This is a genomic window from Paenibacillus sp. FSL R5-0470 (assembly GCF_037975205.1).
Taxonomy (GTDB): domain Bacteria; phylum Bacillota; class Bacilli; order Paenibacillales; family Paenibacillaceae; genus Paenibacillus_AQ.
Genome location: NZ_CP150238.1, coordinates 5,986,571 through 6,002,332, shown reverse-complemented (window position 1 = coordinate 6,002,332; position 15,762 = coordinate 5,986,571). Strand labels below are relative to the sequence as shown.

Annotated in this window: 12 protein-coding genes and 1 riboswitch; of the genes, 8 read left to right on the top strand and 4 right to left on the bottom strand. The window is 46.7% G+C overall.

Annotation, left to right across the window (positions count from 1 at the left end; genetic code table 11):
* The first annotated feature begins 129 nt into the window (after positions 1-129).
* From MKY99_RS26540 to MKY99_RS26530, 3 genes are all read left to right on the top strand, one after another.
* Positions 130-1,887, top strand: a complete 1,758-nt coding sequence (locus tag MKY99_RS26540) for an ABC transporter substrate-binding protein (RefSeq protein ID WP_076285489.1) — start codon at positions 130-132, stop codon at positions 1,885-1,887.
* Between the two features lie 118 nt (positions 1,888-2,005).
* The gene (locus MKY99_RS26535; protein ID WP_339267239.1) at positions 2,006-4,378 is read left to right on the top strand and encodes a glycoside hydrolase family 95 protein; all 2,373 of its coding nucleotides are present in this window, start codon (positions 2,006-2,008) and stop codon (positions 4,376-4,378) included.
* Positions 4,379-4,518: 140 nt separating this feature from the next.
* Entirely contained in the window at positions 4,519-5,658 is a 1,140-nt protein-coding gene (locus tag MKY99_RS26530; protein WP_339243509.1) for a transglutaminase domain-containing protein, read from the top strand.
* 76 nt (positions 5,659-5,734) lie between these two features.
* Here the strand turns inward: MKY99_RS26530 and MKY99_RS26525 are convergent, their stop codons facing one another.
* Entirely contained in the window at positions 5,735-7,213 is a 1,479-nt protein-coding gene (locus tag MKY99_RS26525; protein WP_042131059.1) for an amino acid permease, read from the bottom strand.
* Positions 7,214-7,414: 201 nt separating this feature from the next.
* Positions 7,415-7,620, bottom strand: a riboswitch (Lysine riboswitch).
* Positions 7,621-7,723: 103 nt separating this feature from the next.
* On the bottom strand, positions 7,724-8,860 hold the full coding sequence (locus MKY99_RS26520) for a virulence factor (RefSeq protein WP_076300664.1): 1,137 nt from the start codon (positions 8,858-8,860) through the stop codon (positions 7,724-7,726).
* A gap of 243 nt (positions 8,861-9,103) precedes the next feature.
* Between MKY99_RS26520 and MKY99_RS26515 the strand changes: the two genes are divergently transcribed.
* The 3 genes from MKY99_RS26515 (at position 9,104) to MKY99_RS26505 (ending at position 12,575) form a co-directional block, all read left to right on the top strand.
* Positions 9,104-10,069 carry an MBL fold metallo-hydrolase gene (locus MKY99_RS26515; protein WP_339267237.1) on the top strand — a complete coding sequence of 322 codons (966 nt, stop codon included), beginning with the start codon at positions 9,104-9,106 and terminating at the stop codon, positions 10,067-10,069.
* 156 nt (positions 10,070-10,225) lie between these two features.
* Positions 10,226-11,851 carry an ATP-binding cassette domain-containing protein gene (locus MKY99_RS26510; RefSeq protein ID WP_042131056.1) on the top strand — a complete coding sequence of 542 codons (1,626 nt, stop codon included), beginning with the start codon at positions 10,226-10,228 and terminating at the stop codon, positions 11,849-11,851.
* Between the two features lie 115 nt (positions 11,852-11,966).
* Complete coding sequence (locus MKY99_RS26505) at positions 11,967-12,575, top strand: histidine phosphatase family protein (protein WP_339267235.1); 609 nt, start codon at positions 11,967-11,969, stop codon at positions 12,573-12,575.
* Positions 12,576-12,657: 82 nt separating this feature from the next.
* On the opposite strand, the gene MKY99_RS26500 is transcribed toward MKY99_RS26505, so the two are convergent.
* On the bottom strand, positions 12,658-12,843 hold the full coding sequence (locus MKY99_RS26500; protein ID WP_042191867.1) for a hypothetical protein: 186 nt from the start codon (positions 12,841-12,843) through the stop codon (positions 12,658-12,660).
* 124 nt (positions 12,844-12,967) lie between these two features.
* Between MKY99_RS26500 and MKY99_RS26495 the strand changes: the two genes are divergently transcribed.
* Both MKY99_RS26495 and MKY99_RS26490 read left to right on the top strand, forming a co-directional pair.
* The gene (locus tag MKY99_RS26495) at positions 12,968-13,837 is read left to right on the top strand and encodes a cation diffusion facilitator family transporter (RefSeq protein WP_042191865.1); all 870 of its coding nucleotides are present in this window, start codon (positions 12,968-12,970) and stop codon (positions 13,835-13,837) included.
* Positions 13,838-14,038: 201 nt separating this feature from the next.
* Positions 14,039-15,115 carry an SH3 domain-containing C40 family peptidase gene (locus tag MKY99_RS26490; protein WP_076285484.1) on the top strand — a complete coding sequence of 359 codons (1,077 nt, stop codon included), beginning with the start codon at positions 14,039-14,041 and terminating at the stop codon, positions 15,113-15,115.
* A gap of 236 nt (positions 15,116-15,351) precedes the next feature.
* On the opposite strand, the gene MKY99_RS26485 is transcribed toward MKY99_RS26490, so the two are convergent.
* Entirely contained in the window at positions 15,352-15,726 is a 375-nt protein-coding gene (locus MKY99_RS26485; protein WP_042191861.1) for a hypothetical protein, read from the bottom strand.
* Positions 15,727-15,762: the final 36 nt, after the last annotated feature.

The following is a 15,762-nucleotide window of genomic DNA, read 5'->3' as shown; positions in this document are numbered from 1 at the left end:
GCATAGTCTCCCCTAAGCTTTAAGAGTGTTTTGTATCCGTTTTCTTTTCTTGTGGGAAGTTTTGGGATAAGTATTAACAGGATTTATCTGTGATACGATAGATAAACAATTTTAAGGAGGGTTTATGTAATGGGGAATAATAGAAAAATAAAAGCTAAAGCAACTGCACTTACACTTACTTCTATTATGATGCTCGGCATGCTCGCAGGTTGTGGTGGAAACAACGGCAATAACGCAGCTGGAGATGCAGCTGGAAATGCAACAAATAAGGGGAATGCGGCTAATTCAGCCAATGCGGTTGAGGATACTTCTCCGCTCACGATGACTTTCTTCAGTGCTGACCCTAACCCGAACTGGACAGGCATGCAAGATGAAGTAGGCAAAGTGATTACGGAAAAAACGGGAGTTACCTTGAATGCTGAATACGCGGTTGGTGACCCTGCTCAGAAAGTAGCGTTGATCGCAGCAAGCGGTGATTATCCGGATCTGATCAGTGCCAAGACCGACGTAAGCAAGCTGGTGGATGCAGGCGCAATGCTTGATCTGACAGATCTAATTGAAAAATATGCTCCGAACATCAAAAAAGTATTAGGCGAAGAAGGCATGAAACGCTCACGCTATAGTGACGATGACCACGCGATCTATGCTATCCCTACGTATGCAGGTGTGGATAACAAATACTTTGATGCTGGCGGCGGATTTGAACTACAGCACCGTGCTGTTAAAGAAGCGGGATATCCTGCAATTAAAACTGTCCAAGATTATGAGAACGTAATCAAGGCTTACCTGGAAAAACATCCAACCGATGAAAATGGTAACAAAAACATCGGTCTGACCCTAAATGCAGATGATTGGTACATGTACATTACAGTAACTAACCCAGCATTCACTACTACAGGCTCTCCTGATGATGGAGAATATGCAATTGATATCGACACACAAGAAGTAACTTATCACTTCCGTCGTCCTGCTGAGAAAGAATATTTCCGCTGGCTCAACCATATGAACGATATCGGATTGCTTGACCCGGAAAGCTTCGTTCAAAAGTATGATCAGTACAAAGCTAAAATCGCTACCGGCCGTGTTATTGGTTTGATCGACCAAGACTGGGGTTATGGCGATGGAGAAAGAGCATTGAAAGCTGAAGGTAAGCTGGATCAAGGATACGGACACTATCCAGTAACCCTGTCTGAAGAGTACAAAGAAACTTCCTTCTGGCCTACAGGCTTTATGGGTGGTAACGGCATTGGGATCAGTGTAGATGCTAAAGATCCGGTACGTGCAATTAAATTCTTGGACTACTTAGCTTCCGATGAAGGTCAAGTATTGGTTAACTGGGGTATCGAAGGCAAGCATTACAACGTAGTTGACGGCAAACGCGTCATTCCTGAAGATGTGAACAACCGTAAATATAATGACACTACCAATTTCCAAAAAGAAACAGGACTTGGCAATGTCGGATCAAACTACGCTCTGCTTAGCGCTCACTATGGTGACGGCGTATTGGATCCAACTGGAAACTACTATACAACTCGTTTCCCTGAGCAAGTAACTGTAGGCTACAATGCAGTTGAAAAAGAAACACTTGCTGCTTATAAAGCAACAACTTGGAAAGACCTCTTCCCAAATGAAGATGAATTCAAAGTTAAACCTTGGGGCGCGGCATGGAACATCACGATTCCTGGGGATAGCGAAATTGTTGTTCTCGACAACAAGCTGAAGGATATCAGTTGGAAACGGATTCCTGAAGCCATCTTGTCCAAACCAGCTGATTTCGACAAAGTTTGGGATGCTTACATGGCTGAACTGGATAAAGCTGGTGTGACGAAAGCTGAAGACTTACGTGAAGAGCTGGTTAAACAACGCGTGAAACTTTGGAATGAGTAATTATTCCTGAAACACGGCTAATAAAATAAAAGCATGAAGATGGCGGGAAGTCCGAACGAAAGTCCGGGCTTCCCGCCGATTTCTTTTCATCTGTAATTACAGGATAGGAGGAATATACGTGGGAGAAAGTAAGAACACTGGGGTGCATGATCTCTGGTATAAGCAGCCGGCGGCTGAATGGGAAGAGGCACTGCCCGTGGGTAACGGCCGTTTGGGCGGTATGATCTTTGGTGGAACAGAAGAAGAACTAATTCAACTAAATGAAGACACCTTGTGGTCGGGATTTCCGCGGGATACAGCTAATTATGAGGCGCTGCGCCATTTGACTCCGGCCAAACAATTAGTGGCAGAGGGGAAATACAAGGAAGCGGAAGCACTGGTAGATTCCAAAATGTTAGGCAGACGGACTGAATCCTATCAACCGCTCGGAGACTTGCGAATGAAGTTCAATCTTGGTGGTCCTGTAGAGGATTATCAGAGGGGGCTTGATTTGGATCAAGCGCTTGCTACGGTATCCTATACTGCTGGGGATGTAAGGATTGTGCGCGAAGTTTTGGCCAGTAGACCAGATGAACTTATTGTCATGCATATCCGTGCAGAGGGGAAAGAGGGGCTGGGTATTTTGCCGGATTTCTCAGTGGCTCTGACTTCGCCGCATCCTTTCCGACTAGAGATCACTTCGGATGGCGTGCTGATGATGACCAGTCGTGCTCCATCGCATGTGGCTGATAATTATGTAGGAGATCATCCGCGTGCCGTATTATACGAAGAGGGGCTTGGCATAAGTTTTGCCGCTGCAATGGAGATCCGTACAGATGGCGGCAAATGTAATGCTGAGAACGGCATGTTGTCGGTTTCAGGTGCGCGCTCCATTACGATCCGCCTAGCTGCCGCAACCGATTTTGTCGGGTATGACCGGATGCCAGGAAGCGGCGGTAAGCTGCCTTCGGAGTTGTGCCTAGAGCAATTGGCTTTGTCCTCTAATGGATATGCAGAGCTGAAGCAGCGCCATCTAGAGGATCATCAGTCCTTGTTCCGCCGCGTGGAGTTGACGCTTGCACCCTCGTCCTCCCGGATAGAGCTTCCCACGGATGAGCGACTAGTACGGTATCAGGAGGGGCAGGCAGATTCTGCGCTAGAAGCGCTGCTGTTCCAGTATGGCCGCTACCTGATGATTGCTGGCTCACGACCGGGGACGCAAGCTCTGAATTTGCAAGGGATCTGGAATCCCTATCTTCAGCCGCCATGGAACAGCAATTATACGACTAATATAAACACTGAAATGAATTATTGGCCAGCCGAGTTATGCGGGTTGGGTGAATGCCATGAACCTCTAATCGATTTTATTACGGAGCTTAGTATGGCTGGCAGCCGTACAGCAAATATTCATTATGGCGCACGTGGCTGGACGGTGCATCATAATACAGATTTGTGGCGTATGACGTCTCCGTCAGACGGCAAGGCGATGTGGGCATTTTGGCCAATGGGAGGCGTTTGGCTCTCTCGCCAATTGTGGGAGCGTTACGCTTTCCGTCCAGATGAGGAATATTTGCGCAACACAGCTTATCCTTTGTTAAAGGGAGCCGCGTTATTTTGTCTGGATTGGCTGGTAGAACTGCCTGATGGAAGCTGGACAACGGGTCTGTCTACCTCACCGGAGAATGTATTCTTGACTGCTGATGGCACGCCATGCAGTGTTTCAGCTGGCTCAGCTATGGATTTATCGCTGATCGCTGAGCTGTTCAAGCATTGCATTCAGGCTGCTGAGATTTTGAATACCGATGCCCAGCTGAGGCAGGAGCTACGCCAGAAACAGGAACGACTCGCTCATCCTGGGATTGCACCGGACGGACGTATTCGTGAATGGAACGAGGATTTTGCTGAACAAGAGCCTGGGCACCGCCATGTCTCTCATTTGTATGATTTATATCCCGGGAATGTAATTAGTCCTTCCTCCACACCAGAGCTAGCAGAGGCGGCAGCGTTATCGCTTAAGAAGCGCTTGGAAGGGGGGGGCGGACACACGGGCTGGAGTGCAGCCTGGCTACTTAATCTATATGCGCGTTTGAAGGATGGAGAGAGTGCGTATAGCTGTTTACGTCGTATTTTGCAGGATTCAAGTCTGCCGAATTTATTCGGTAATCACCCTCCATTTCAGATTGACGGTAACTTCGGAACTACTGCCGGAGTTGCTGAGATGCTCTTGCAGAGTCATCAGGAAGGGCTTGAATTATTACCCGCTCTTCCAGAAGAGTGGTCTGAAGGAAGTGTGAAAGGCTTGGTAGCCCGAGGCGGCTTTATCACAAATATAGAATGGCGTGAGGGACGCATAACGAAGGCGGAACTGACCTCGACGCATGGACAAATATGCAGAATTTACAGTCACCAGCCTTTGCTCATTCAAAGTCCCGATGGTTCACGAATAGGGATAGAGATGGAATTTGAAACCGTTATAGGAGAGACCTATATCATTACACCGCAAAGCGAATAAAACACATCGTTCTAGCATATAGGCTGTTCTCAGAGTAGAATTATTCTACAGGGAGCAGTCTTTTTTTGCCTAAACGCTCATTATCTATTAAATGGTAGGGTTCATTACAAGTCTATAGGAGCCGGAGGAACGGAATATATATGTGGAAAAAACGCTTCACATTAGTAAAGATCATTCTGGGAGGAGTGATTATATTCGCTGCTATTCCACCGATGATTTATTGGGGCTGGGGTCATGCTTATGCGGCTTCGAGTTCACCCACCCTTCGTTCTGTAAATGAAGTAGCGCAGAAGCTAACGGGTGCAATGAACAACCGCAGGGAGACCATTACTTTTACTTATGAGAGCAAAGCTTCAAATTTGAAAACGAAAATACAAGCGGCTCTGGATCAAGCGATGGCTAGTGACCCTTATTTGTATTACATTATAGACAGCTACGGATATACTTATCGAGGAAGCGCAAGCTCTGTAAAAGTTACGGTGGAAGTGAAATATTTGGAGACGCTGGAGCAGACGGCTTTTGTAAACAAAGAAGTGAAGGCTGCGCTGAAGAAGATCATAACGCCGGGCATGAACAATCATCAGAAGGTGAAGGCTATCCACGATTGGGTTGTGCTTCATCTGAAGTATGACACTTCGTATCGTAAATATACGGCTTATGAAGGATTGAAGAGTGGCAGCGCCGTTTGCCAAGGGTATTCGCTGTTGACCTATAAGCTGTTAAAGGAGGCTGGATTCACGAATAAAATCGTTGAGGGTACAGCCAAACAGCCTGGAGGACGTAGCCAGTTGCATGCCTGGAATCTTGTGCTGTTAGATGGACGGTGGTATCATCTCGACACGACTTGGGATGACCCGACACCTGATAAAGCAGGTGTGGTTAGCACTGCATACTACTTGAGAACGGATGCGCAGATGCGTCAGGACCATAGCTGGACGAAGTCTTATCCGGCAGCTTCTGTAGGTTATCATAAGACCTTGTCTGCGCTTGTGGAGCGTGGAGGACAGAATGCGGCTGTCTATAAACAGCTTCAGAAGGATCTCAATTATGAGCTATATGCCGAGGAGCTAATTGTACGTTCGGTAGGAGATCTGACTCGGCTAGCGAATAAGGCAATTGCCTCCGGTGAGGTGTCTATATTATTCCGTTATCAAGGGAGTGGGACCAAGCTTAAGAACGACCTGCAGGAGCTATATAAGCTTGGACTAGAGGATGTATCTTACTCCAGTTCTGCTTTTGACAATACGGGCGATCTCAAAGTGTTTGTGACCTGGGAATAGAAGGATAACAAAAAAGGACATCCCATAAGCCTAAGTGGCTACGGGACGTCCTTTTTTGTTTTTTACCGGGTCTATTTTATTCTGGGTGAGTACTTAGGTCGCATTTATCCAAAGGAATAATATTACTCTTCCGGAACCAGCGATAGCCTACCCAGATCAAGACAAACAGCGGCAAGCTGATATAGGAAACGGCGATACCATACCAGTCGATATTTCCACCTGAGAAGGCGCCCATATTCTGACCGAGGATAGCTACAATACAAAGTCCTAAAGCAAAGATAGGTCCGAATGGGAACCATCTAGCTCGGTAAGGTAGTTCATCTAGCGAATGCCCTTGTGCTATAAAAGCACGTCTGAAACGGTAATGGCAGACCGCAATACCCAACCAGTTAATAAATCCGCACATACCAGAGGCGTTCAGTAGCCAGTTATATACGGCACCGTCACCAAAGAATGAAGCGAGAAAGGCGAGCATTCCGACAGCCGTAGTTACTAGCAAAGCGCCAACAGGGACACCACGGCGATTGAGCTTACCCAGTGCGCGCGGAGCCATGCCATCCTTAGCCATTGCATACAGGACACGGGTGGAAGCATACATTCCAGAGTTCCCTGCCGACAGTACAGAGCTGAGAATGACGGCATTCATTACGGATGCAGCAATTGCAAGCCCGGCTTTATTGAACACGATCGTAAACGGACTGACTCCGATGTCATCGATGCCTCCACGCAGAAGATCTGGATTCGTATAAGGAATCAACATTCCGATTACAAATATAGCAAGGATATAAAAGATTAATATACGCCAGAATACTTGGCGGATTGCAATTGGGACGTTGCGGCGTGGGTTCTCGCTCTCACCAGCAGCAACGCCGATTAGCTCGGTACCCTGGAAGGAGAATCCGGCTGCCATAAAGACCCCGACGAAGGCGAAGAAGCCACCGTGGAAGGAGCTGCCCCCGATTTGGAAGTTACTGAAGCCTACGGCTTCTCCACCCATAATGCCGAATATCATGAGGACACCGACAACGAGGAAGGCGATAACGGTAATGATTTTGATAATGGCAAACCAATATTCTGATTCCCCGTAGCCACGAGCAGATAGGAAATTAAGGCCGAACATCAGCAGTAGGAACACCAGACTCCAGAGAAAGGAAGGGCTGTCCGGGAACCAATATTTAATGATGACGGTAGCCGCTGATAGCTCTGCTGCAATCGTAACCGCCCAGTTATACCAGAAGTTCCAGCCGATGGCGAAGCCAAAGGCGGGGCTGACGAAACGAGTGCCGTAGGTACTGAAGGACCCGGAGTCCGGTAAATAGGTGGCGAGCTCCCCAAGACTAGTCATGAGAAAATAAACCATTACACCCACAGCCGTATAAGCTAGAAGCGCTCCACCAGGTCCTGCTGAAGCGATCGCGCCGCCACTGGCTAGAAACAGACCCGTACCAATAGATCCGCCAAGCGCGATCATGGTCAAATGTCTTGCTTTGAACGATTTTTTTAGCGCAGGCTGATTTATGTTGCCTTGCGCTGGGTTTTGCTGATTGCCCTGCATGAATATGACACTCCTTATGATCTAATCTTACTGTTCATGAACGGGGAGTGCTGAGCTGCTGACTCCCGCAAGGCGGGAGGTATACTTCGTGATTTCCAGAAGGTTATGGATGACTGTACGAAACATACAAATTCTGTAAACGCAAAGAAGCCGCAAACTATGTCTGCGGCTTCCATCTATACAGCTCCGCATCATACTCCCTGTGAAGATAGCGCAACACACTGCAGTCTGCTACTTACGCAGGCTGTACAATGTGACAGTTCCGTGCCTTTCGGCAACGGCCCCAGCCTGCACCGCTGTAAGAGCTACAGCGCAAGCTTCGGCGGATATTCCTTTCGGCGTGATTCATAGACGGCTCTAACGTCTCCACACGCGTACTCTTTATATCCGCGACCTCTACCTCATCTTAGTATGACGAGGCTATCTTTACTTCATTCATTTATAAACAACAGGAATTAGTATAAAGCAAGTTTACTTCTCAAAGCAATGACAAAATCAGGTACTTCCATGTTAATTACGACGGCGTTCTGACATCTGCTGCCATACGGTGCCTGCTGCGGCTTCACCTGAGGCGATACGCTCCAAAGCCATCTTGGCCTGAAGGCCAACCTCGAACTCTGGATCATCCGCTGCAAGTGTGAGCGCATCTTGAGCTTCGGATGTGCCAACTTCATAAAGAAAACGAGCTGCGCGCCAGCGGACAAGCTTGCTCTTATCCGTTAGTGCCGCCGTCATCACTGGCGTGGCGGCAGGATCGCCGATGTCGGACAGCGTATCGCCAGCCGTACGTCTTACGGCTGGCGCGCTGTCTGCCATCGCCTCATAGAGCAGCTCCATCGCTTCGGGCGTGCGAAGGTCGCCCAGATACACGACCGCAAGCCTGCGAATATGCAGCTTGGAATCGTGTAGCGCCGCCTTAAGCTCCGGCAGGAGCTCCGCCGTCGGCGTAAGATCCTCTAGCGCGGCGTAGCGCACGCGCCAATCCTCATGCTTCAGGTCTCGCAGCAGCTCATCCTGTGTGCGAGTTCGTCTCTGCTCGACGAACTCACCTTCGGCTCCGTGCGCAATGGCTTGCTGCACGAGGGAGTCGAGGCGTTCCTGCGGATACGCTGCCTCGATCTCTTGCTCGACCTCGCGCGCAATGTCCGCGGGCTCGCCATAACGCACGCCGTAATCGGTGAGCTTGCGCTCTTTGATCATCACGGCGCTAGCCACATCCATAACCGCTTTAGTAAAGCGGTTAGCTAAGGATATGCGCTCTTCATTCGCGCCCGTTTTGACGCGGATTTGCATCGGAATTCCGCGGAATAATTGGACGAAGACTTGCGCTTCCCCAAAATGAGCACCGGCATTCTCGTCAGCTAGGCTCCAATCTCCAGTTACACCTTCGCTGTTAGCGAAGCGGCTTTGAACTTCTCTTAGAATGGCTGCCCAATCGGCATTGCCTTTGCGCTCAAGTGCTGCGAAGTCAGCAGCATGATAAATGCTAATAACGCCCGGTATCGTTAACATTTCACGTGCCCAAGCAGGTGCGGAACGCTCACTTTCTGGAGTATAGGTTCTGCGAATTCCGGGTTCTAAACTTTCGTCCAAATGTAGCTTCATCGTATTTGGACTTGGAGTCGGTTCAATAAAAGTAATCTTCATACGTAGCTCCCCCTTGAACGGTATATGCACCGCCATACTTTATACACATATTATCTCATTTCTGGTGTGAAACCAAAAGAACTCTTCTATTATTTCGCTAAAGTCTGCAATTGTGAGGAATAAAAGGGCGAACCTTTACCATGCTATTTGTATATTTTGCAAAATACGCTGCTGTTCAATATAGTTGTAGTATATTCGCTAAAGCTAGGGTTGCTCGGTAAACTTCTGTAGAAGAGGTGTTGTATGCCTAAAACTCGTTACCATAACGTCGATAATGTAAGTACCGATAAATCATTAAAGGAATTTCGCCAGTGGCGTGAGGAGCGTCGTCGCAAGAAGAAGGACTATTCATATGTTGTACCGAATACGCCGCCCAGATTATCTTATCTGTCTGAGAATCGATTGGCGTCTACCATTACGTGGATTGGGCATTCAACATTTTTCCTTCAATATGAAGGGATGAATATCATTACAGATCCCATCTGGGCGAGAAGGCTGGGCTTTGAGAAAAGACTGGGACAACCTGGGATTCCACTTAGCGAAGTGCCACCGATTGACCTGATTCTGATTTCGCACTCTCATTATGACCATTTGCATATTGCCTCTATCCGCAAATTATATCGGGCAGGGACAACGCTTGTAGTTCCTGTTGGTCTGAAGCGAAAAATGCTTCGCAAAGGGTTCCACAACTGTGTGGAAATGGAATGGTGGCAGGAGATTAAGCTAGGTAAGATCAAGCTTAGTTTTGTGCCTACCCAGCACTGGACGCGGAGAACGCCATGGGATACGAATACTTCTCATTGGGGTGGGTACATCTTGGAGCCCGCTGATTCCGGAAATCAGAAGTCTTCTCCGAATCTTTATTTCGCTGGGGACAGCGGTTATTTTCCTGGCTTTAAGGAGATCGGAAGTCGTTATAAGATCGATATCGCGCTTATGCCGATTGGGGCCTATGAACCGGAATGGTTCATGACCTCTCAGCATGTAAATCCTGAGGAAGCCATTCAAGCTTTCCTAGATGTAGGGGCGGAGACCATGATTCCGATGCATTACGGTACCTTCAGACTTGCTGATGATACCGCCCGGGAAGCACTGGATCGCATGGAGAACGCCCGAGTTAAACATGCGATTTCGGAGGAAAGAATTCGTACACTCGGTTATGGAGAAACACTGGTTGTACAAAAGGAGAATCGCACATCTGGGGAATAATTGAAAAAATTCCTCCTTAAAAGTTGTCGCCGTAAAACAGTTGGAATAAGTTTCGTAGGAGTGAGATCAGCTTAAATGCCTATTTCACGGGATTTTTGCACTGATTTTATGCTATAATGAGCCGAAACCCTAAAGTGAAAAGGATGGTAATGCGTAATGATTAGCACAAGCGGCGTAACACTCCGCTACGGAAAACGCGCTCTCTTCGAAGATGTAAACATAAAATTCACCCCTGGTAACTGCTATGGTTTGATTGGTGCCAATGGTGCTGGTAAATCAACCTTTCTGAAAATTCTGTCTGGGGAGATTGAAGCGAACACGGGTGATGTTCATATAACACCAGGTGAACGCCTTGCAGTTCTGAAGCAGAATCATTTCGAGTACGATGAATTCCCAGTACTTGAAACAGTAATTATGGGTCACACTCGTCTTTATGAAATCATGAAAGAAAAGGACGCGCTTTATGCGAAGTCTGATTTCACGGAAGCAGATGGTCTGCGTGCCGGTGAGCTTGAAGGCGAATTTGCAGAACTTAATGGCTGGGATGCAGAGCCAGATGCGGCGGCTATGCTGATCGGTCTTGGCATTATGCGTGAACTGCATGATAAGAAAATGGCCGAACTGAGCGGCAATGAGAAGGTACGGGTACTCTTGGCACAAGCCCTGTTTGGCCGTCCAAACAACCTCCTGCTCGATGAGCCTACCAACCACTTGGATCTAGAATCGATTGGCTGGTTAGAGAACTTCCTCATGGATTATGAAGGTACTGTTATCGTCGTATCCCATGACCGTCACTTCCTGAACAAAGTATGTACGCATATTGCGGATATTGATTTTGGCAAAATCCAGATGTACGTTGGTAACTACGACTTCTGGTACGAGTCCAGTCAGCTTGCTCAAGCTTTACAGCGTGATTCGAACAAGAAGAAGGAAGATAAGATCAAGGAACTGCAAGCCTTTATTCAGCGTTTCTCGGCCAATGCTTCCAAGTCTAAACAGGCGACTTCTCGTAAGAAACAACTCGAGAAAATTACGTTGGATGACATTCGTCCATCTAACCGTAAATATCCGTTCCTCAACTTCAAACCTGAACGTGAAGCAGGTAAGCAGCTTCTGACGATCAGCGGATTGACCAAATCGGTTGAAGGTGAGAAGGTTCTTGATGAAATCAGCTTTGTAGTTAACAAAGGTGATAAGATTGCTTTCGTGGGTCCTTACTCCCAGCCTAAATCACTTCTATTTGATGTGATCATGGGTGAGCAGGAAGCGGATGCGGGTGAATATGCGTGGGGCGTCACTACAACTCAAGCTTATTTCCCAAAAGACAACTCCAGCTATTTCGATGGTGTGGACTTGAATCTCGTAGAATGGCTGCGTCAGTATTCTAAAGATCAGGATGAGACGTTCCTGCGTGGATTCCTTGGACGGATGCTGTTCGCTGGAGAAGAAGCACTGAAGAAAGCGAGTGTATTGTCCGGGGGCGAGAAGGTTCGCTGTATGTTGGCGAAGATGATGCTGAACGGTGCGAACGTACTTGTATTCGATGAGCCTACCAATCACTTGGATCTGGAATCCATTACGGCACTGAATAACGGACTGATCGATTTCGACGGGACTATTCTCTTTACTTCCCATGACCATCAGTTCATCCAAACGATAGCTAACCGTATCATCGAGATCACACCTACAGGTGTAATTGATCGCACGATGACTTACGATGAGTATTTAGAGAATCCTGAAATTAAGGAAATGCGCCAACGCATGTATCCTGTAGAAGTATAATATTTACTTTCCGTTATGCGGAAGGAACCCGTTAAGCAGCTACTCTAATCCTAATAGGATTAGGGTAGCTGTCTTTATAATTTCGATTTTGAAAAGGTCACGGTAGGTGGAGCATGTGGACAGAACTATTTTTATTATGAGGCATGGGGAGACCGAGTTTAATACGCAAGGTCGTTACCAAGGCCAATTGGATTCACCTCTGACTGAGCATGGAATGGATCAAGTCAGACAAATGGGTAGGCTGCTTCGTTATTCGGTGGAGCATCCCTCCGAATGGAAGGTGATTTCAAGTCCACTTGGGAGAGCGCTGCAAAGCACACAAATTTTGTGTGAAATCTTAGGTTATGATTTCAATAAAATAGAAACGGATTCTAGGTTAAGTGAAGTTTCCGTTGGTTCTTGGTCAGGGCTAACGCTCAAGGAAATTGAGCAGGGCTGGCCAAATAGTCTTGAAGATACGAGTATGTATGATTGGTATTTTCGTTCACCAGATGGAGAGAGCTATGAAGCGGTTCAGGAGCGTGTCACAGACTGGCTGGATAGCTTGTCCTCCACTCCGCGGGTCATTGCGGTTACACATGGATTAACAAGTAGAATTCTACGGGGAGTATACGCGGGGCTTGCAAGACAGGAAGCCTTATCACTTGAGGTTTCCCAAAGCGCATGTTTTCAGTTGTCTAATTGTACAATAAAGAGAATCAGTTATGAATTTGATGAGTTCTAGCCCATCCTTTAAGGCAGGCGAACGCATAAAAGGCTGCGTTGTCCCTGAGGGATGCGCAGCCTTTTATGTTTATAAAATAGTACTAGGACCCGCCGGTACGACGGCGTTGGTTGTTAGGCTTTTTGTTATTCTGACTTTTTAGTGGTTTAGCGGATCCGGCCTGAAAAGTTGATCCAGGTTTGGAGGAAGATTGTTGTTTCTTCTGCTCCAGCTTTTGCCGGATAGCTTCAGCTAAATTGATTTTTCCTTTTTCATTGTTTTCGCTCATTATGATAACCTCCTTTGAAGCAAGTCCTTCACTTTATTCTAATTGTTTTTAAATGCTGCTACAAGGGCAAGAATAATTGAAAGAATTCTTTTCTAACAAGACTGAAAACGAGGAGATAGCCAAAATGGTTGATATTTACGAAGATATACGTAAAGGCGAGCGGGGCGCTTGGGTTAGCATAGCGGCTTACCTCATTTTATCGACTTTCAAGCTGGTTAGCGGTTATCTATTCGCCTCTAGTGCATTGGTCGCGGACGGAGTCAATAATTTAACTGACATCGTAGCATCTGCAGCCGTGTTGGTTGGTCTAAAGATTTCGCGGAAGCCACCTGACTCTGACCATGCTTATGGACATTTTCGGGCAGAGACAGTAGCTGCATTGTTGGCTTCTTTTATTATGGCGGTAGTAGGTATTCAAGTGATTGTGGAGGCGGTGCGGTCCTTTTTCGATCGTGCAAAGGAAACCCCGCAGCTATGGTCTGCTGGTGTGGCTCTAGTGTGTGCAGTAGCAATGATGGGAGTATACATATACAACAAAAGGCTGGCTAAGCAGATAAATAGTAGTGCACTCATGGCAGCGGCGAAAGATAATTTTTCCGATGCTATGGTTAGTATAGGTGCTGCTGTTGGGATTGTAGGTGCTCAGTTCGGACTGCCATGGATTGATTCTGCGGCGGCAGTAGTTGTCGGACTGATTATCTCTAAGACGGCATGGGATATTTTTCGTGACTCGACCTACCGGCTTACGGATGGCTTTGATGAAGATAGATTGATGGATCTACGTAGTACGATTGCTCGAACACCGGGAGTAGAGGGGATTAAAGATGTGAAGGCACGGGTTCATGGGAATCATGTACACGTGGATGTTGTAGTGGAGGTAGACGCGAATATTACAGTGGTGGAAGGTCATAGGATCAGTGACTCCATTGAAGAGAGAATGAGCAAGCTACATAATATTATGAATGTACAGGTGCATGTGGAACCTAAAGATTAAATTTGAAAAATTCTATTTTAAGGAAAAAACAAACATATTTAAGGAGGATTCAAGACTTTAGTCCTGTATTTTACCATAAAGTGGCATGATTATATGTGCAATTTGGAGCATGTTCCAAATCCCGGGCAAGCCTATAATGAGGGCATAAAGGAATGTAGTTCACACCTTTGTTGAAATCTCATCATGGTATTGGGGGAACGTATGATTAAATCACATAAGCAATTAACAGCATCCTTATTGGTTTCAGCTGCAATTGTTGCAGGTTTAGGAGTATCTGCTCCTGGAAATGCAGCAGCAGCCTCAAGTCCATCAAATTCAGTTATGGCAGCAGCAGCCGGTCAAACAGCGGTCATCGAGGCAAGTGTTCGCCTTCGCAGTACACCTTCTACAAGTGGAGAAGTAGTGAAGTATTTGCAAAAAGGAGATCAAGTGCAGATTGTGGCACAACCGAATAGCTATTGGTATCAGGTGAAAGCAGCGGATGGATCCGTAGGCTATACTAGTACAGATGATAAGTATATCAGCGTAAATTCATCTTCAGTAGGTACACCAACAGCACCATCAGCACAAACGGGAACCATAAAATACGGAGTGAATCTTCGAACTGCGCCTTCTACAAGCGGAAAAGTACTGAGACTTCTGAAGAAGGGGGAACAAGTACAGCTTCTGGCACAGCCGAACAGCTCCTGGTATCAAATTCAAACCTCTGATGGTAGCATTGGATATATAAGTTCAAGTGATCAATATACTTCGTTCGCTAATAATGGGGGGACTGGGACGGTAACGCCGACACCAACGCCGCCAGCACCAGTACCACCTATTTCTACACCTGGGGCTTCTGCCCAAATCGAGAGCGTAATCTCAGCAGGTATGGGCTATCTGGGTACACCTTATGAGTTTGGTTCCAGCAGATATGATACAAGCACCTTCGATTGTTCTGATTTTATCCGGCAAATTTTCATGGATGCTGTGAATTTGAAACTGCCTGCTGATTCCCGTCAACAGGGAGATTGGGTGAAATCGAATAGTACGGTAGTTACGTCTACTTCCGGTTTGAAACGCGGCGATCTAATGTTCTTTATGGATTATAAAGGAAACTCCGCTTCAGCGTATGAAGGGATCGACAAATCTAAGGCAAGAATATCGCATGTTGCTATGTATCTAGGAGATGGACAAGTTCTCCATACGTATTCCGTAGCTTCAGGCGGGGTGAAAGTAGATAAATTAAGCGCTTCTTGGACGAATCGTTTCCTCTTCGGGGGATCGGTCATCCGATAATTATATAGGTATACAGAAGCGGCAGCATCGCATGTTTGTGACGGGTGAACAAAGGCGGCGTAAGCGCAAAAGCTACCCCCTCAGTAGAATGATCTACTGAGGGGGTAGCTTTTTGTAAATATAAGAATTTATATGTTCCGTTCTATAAATTATCCTTATATTTCTCGCTTAAACACTTGCCGTCCTTATAGGGACGCCGAAGACGTTTATGCTTGTTATCATCTTTTCTGTACTAATTACATAATTACATTGGCAGCAACAGGAACCTTTACCCACGCTTTTCCTAGCCAAGTGTAGATTTCTCTCCATTCATTGCCCCAAGTATCCGTAATCACTTCACCTGTGGTATCAAGCGTTTGAGCGCTAAGCCAGCCTGCAGGAATCATACTGCCAACTGAAAAGTGGAAAGCTGTTTTTTCGGTTAGAACAATTTGTGGTGTGGCTGGAGTAATATCCGATGGGGTAATGATCGTTTCAAAAGATGTTGTGTAAGTGCTTCCAGTTCCGGGCGTAGAATCTGTAGTTGTCCCTGTTACCTCAGCGGCTGATGCTGTAGCTGCTATTGAAGCCATAAGTCCCAAGGCAAGTGTAATGCTGGCGAATTTTTTCATGTTAAGTTCCTCCTCATTATGATCTAACTTCAAAAC

Bases quoted from the DNA above. Each gene is read 5' to 3' on its own strand.
- MKY99_RS26540 (WP_076285489.1), top strand. From the start codon at position 130: ATGGGGAATAATAGAAAAATAAAAGCTAAAGCAACTGCACTTACACTT.
- MKY99_RS26530 (WP_339243509.1), top strand. From the start codon at position 4,519: ATGTGGAAAAAACGCTTCACATTAGTAAAGATCATTCTGGGAGGAGTG.
- MKY99_RS26525 (WP_042131059.1), bottom strand. From the start codon at position 7,213: ATGCAGGGCAATCAGCAAAACCCAGCGCAAGGCAACATAAATCAGCCT.
- MKY99_RS26520 (WP_076300664.1), bottom strand. From the start codon at position 8,860: ATGAAGATTACTTTTATTGAACCGACTCCAAGTCCAAATACGATGAAG.
- MKY99_RS26515 (WP_339267237.1), top strand. From the start codon at position 9,104: ATGCCTAAAACTCGTTACCATAACGTCGATAATGTAAGTACCGATAAA.
- MKY99_RS26510 (WP_042131056.1), top strand. From the start codon at position 10,226: ATGATTAGCACAAGCGGCGTAACACTCCGCTACGGAAAACGCGCTCTC.
- MKY99_RS26500 (WP_042191867.1), bottom strand. From the start codon at position 12,843: ATGAGCGAAAACAATGAAAAAGGAAAAATCAATTTAGCTGAAGCTATC.
- MKY99_RS26495 (WP_042191865.1), top strand. From the start codon at position 12,968: ATGGTTGATATTTACGAAGATATACGTAAAGGCGAGCGGGGCGCTTGG.
- MKY99_RS26490 (WP_076285484.1), top strand. From the start codon at position 14,039: ATGATTAAATCACATAAGCAATTAACAGCATCCTTATTGGTTTCAGCT.
- MKY99_RS26485 (WP_042191861.1), bottom strand. From the start codon at position 15,726: ATGAAAAAATTCGCCAGCATTACACTTGCCTTGGGACTTATGGCTTCA.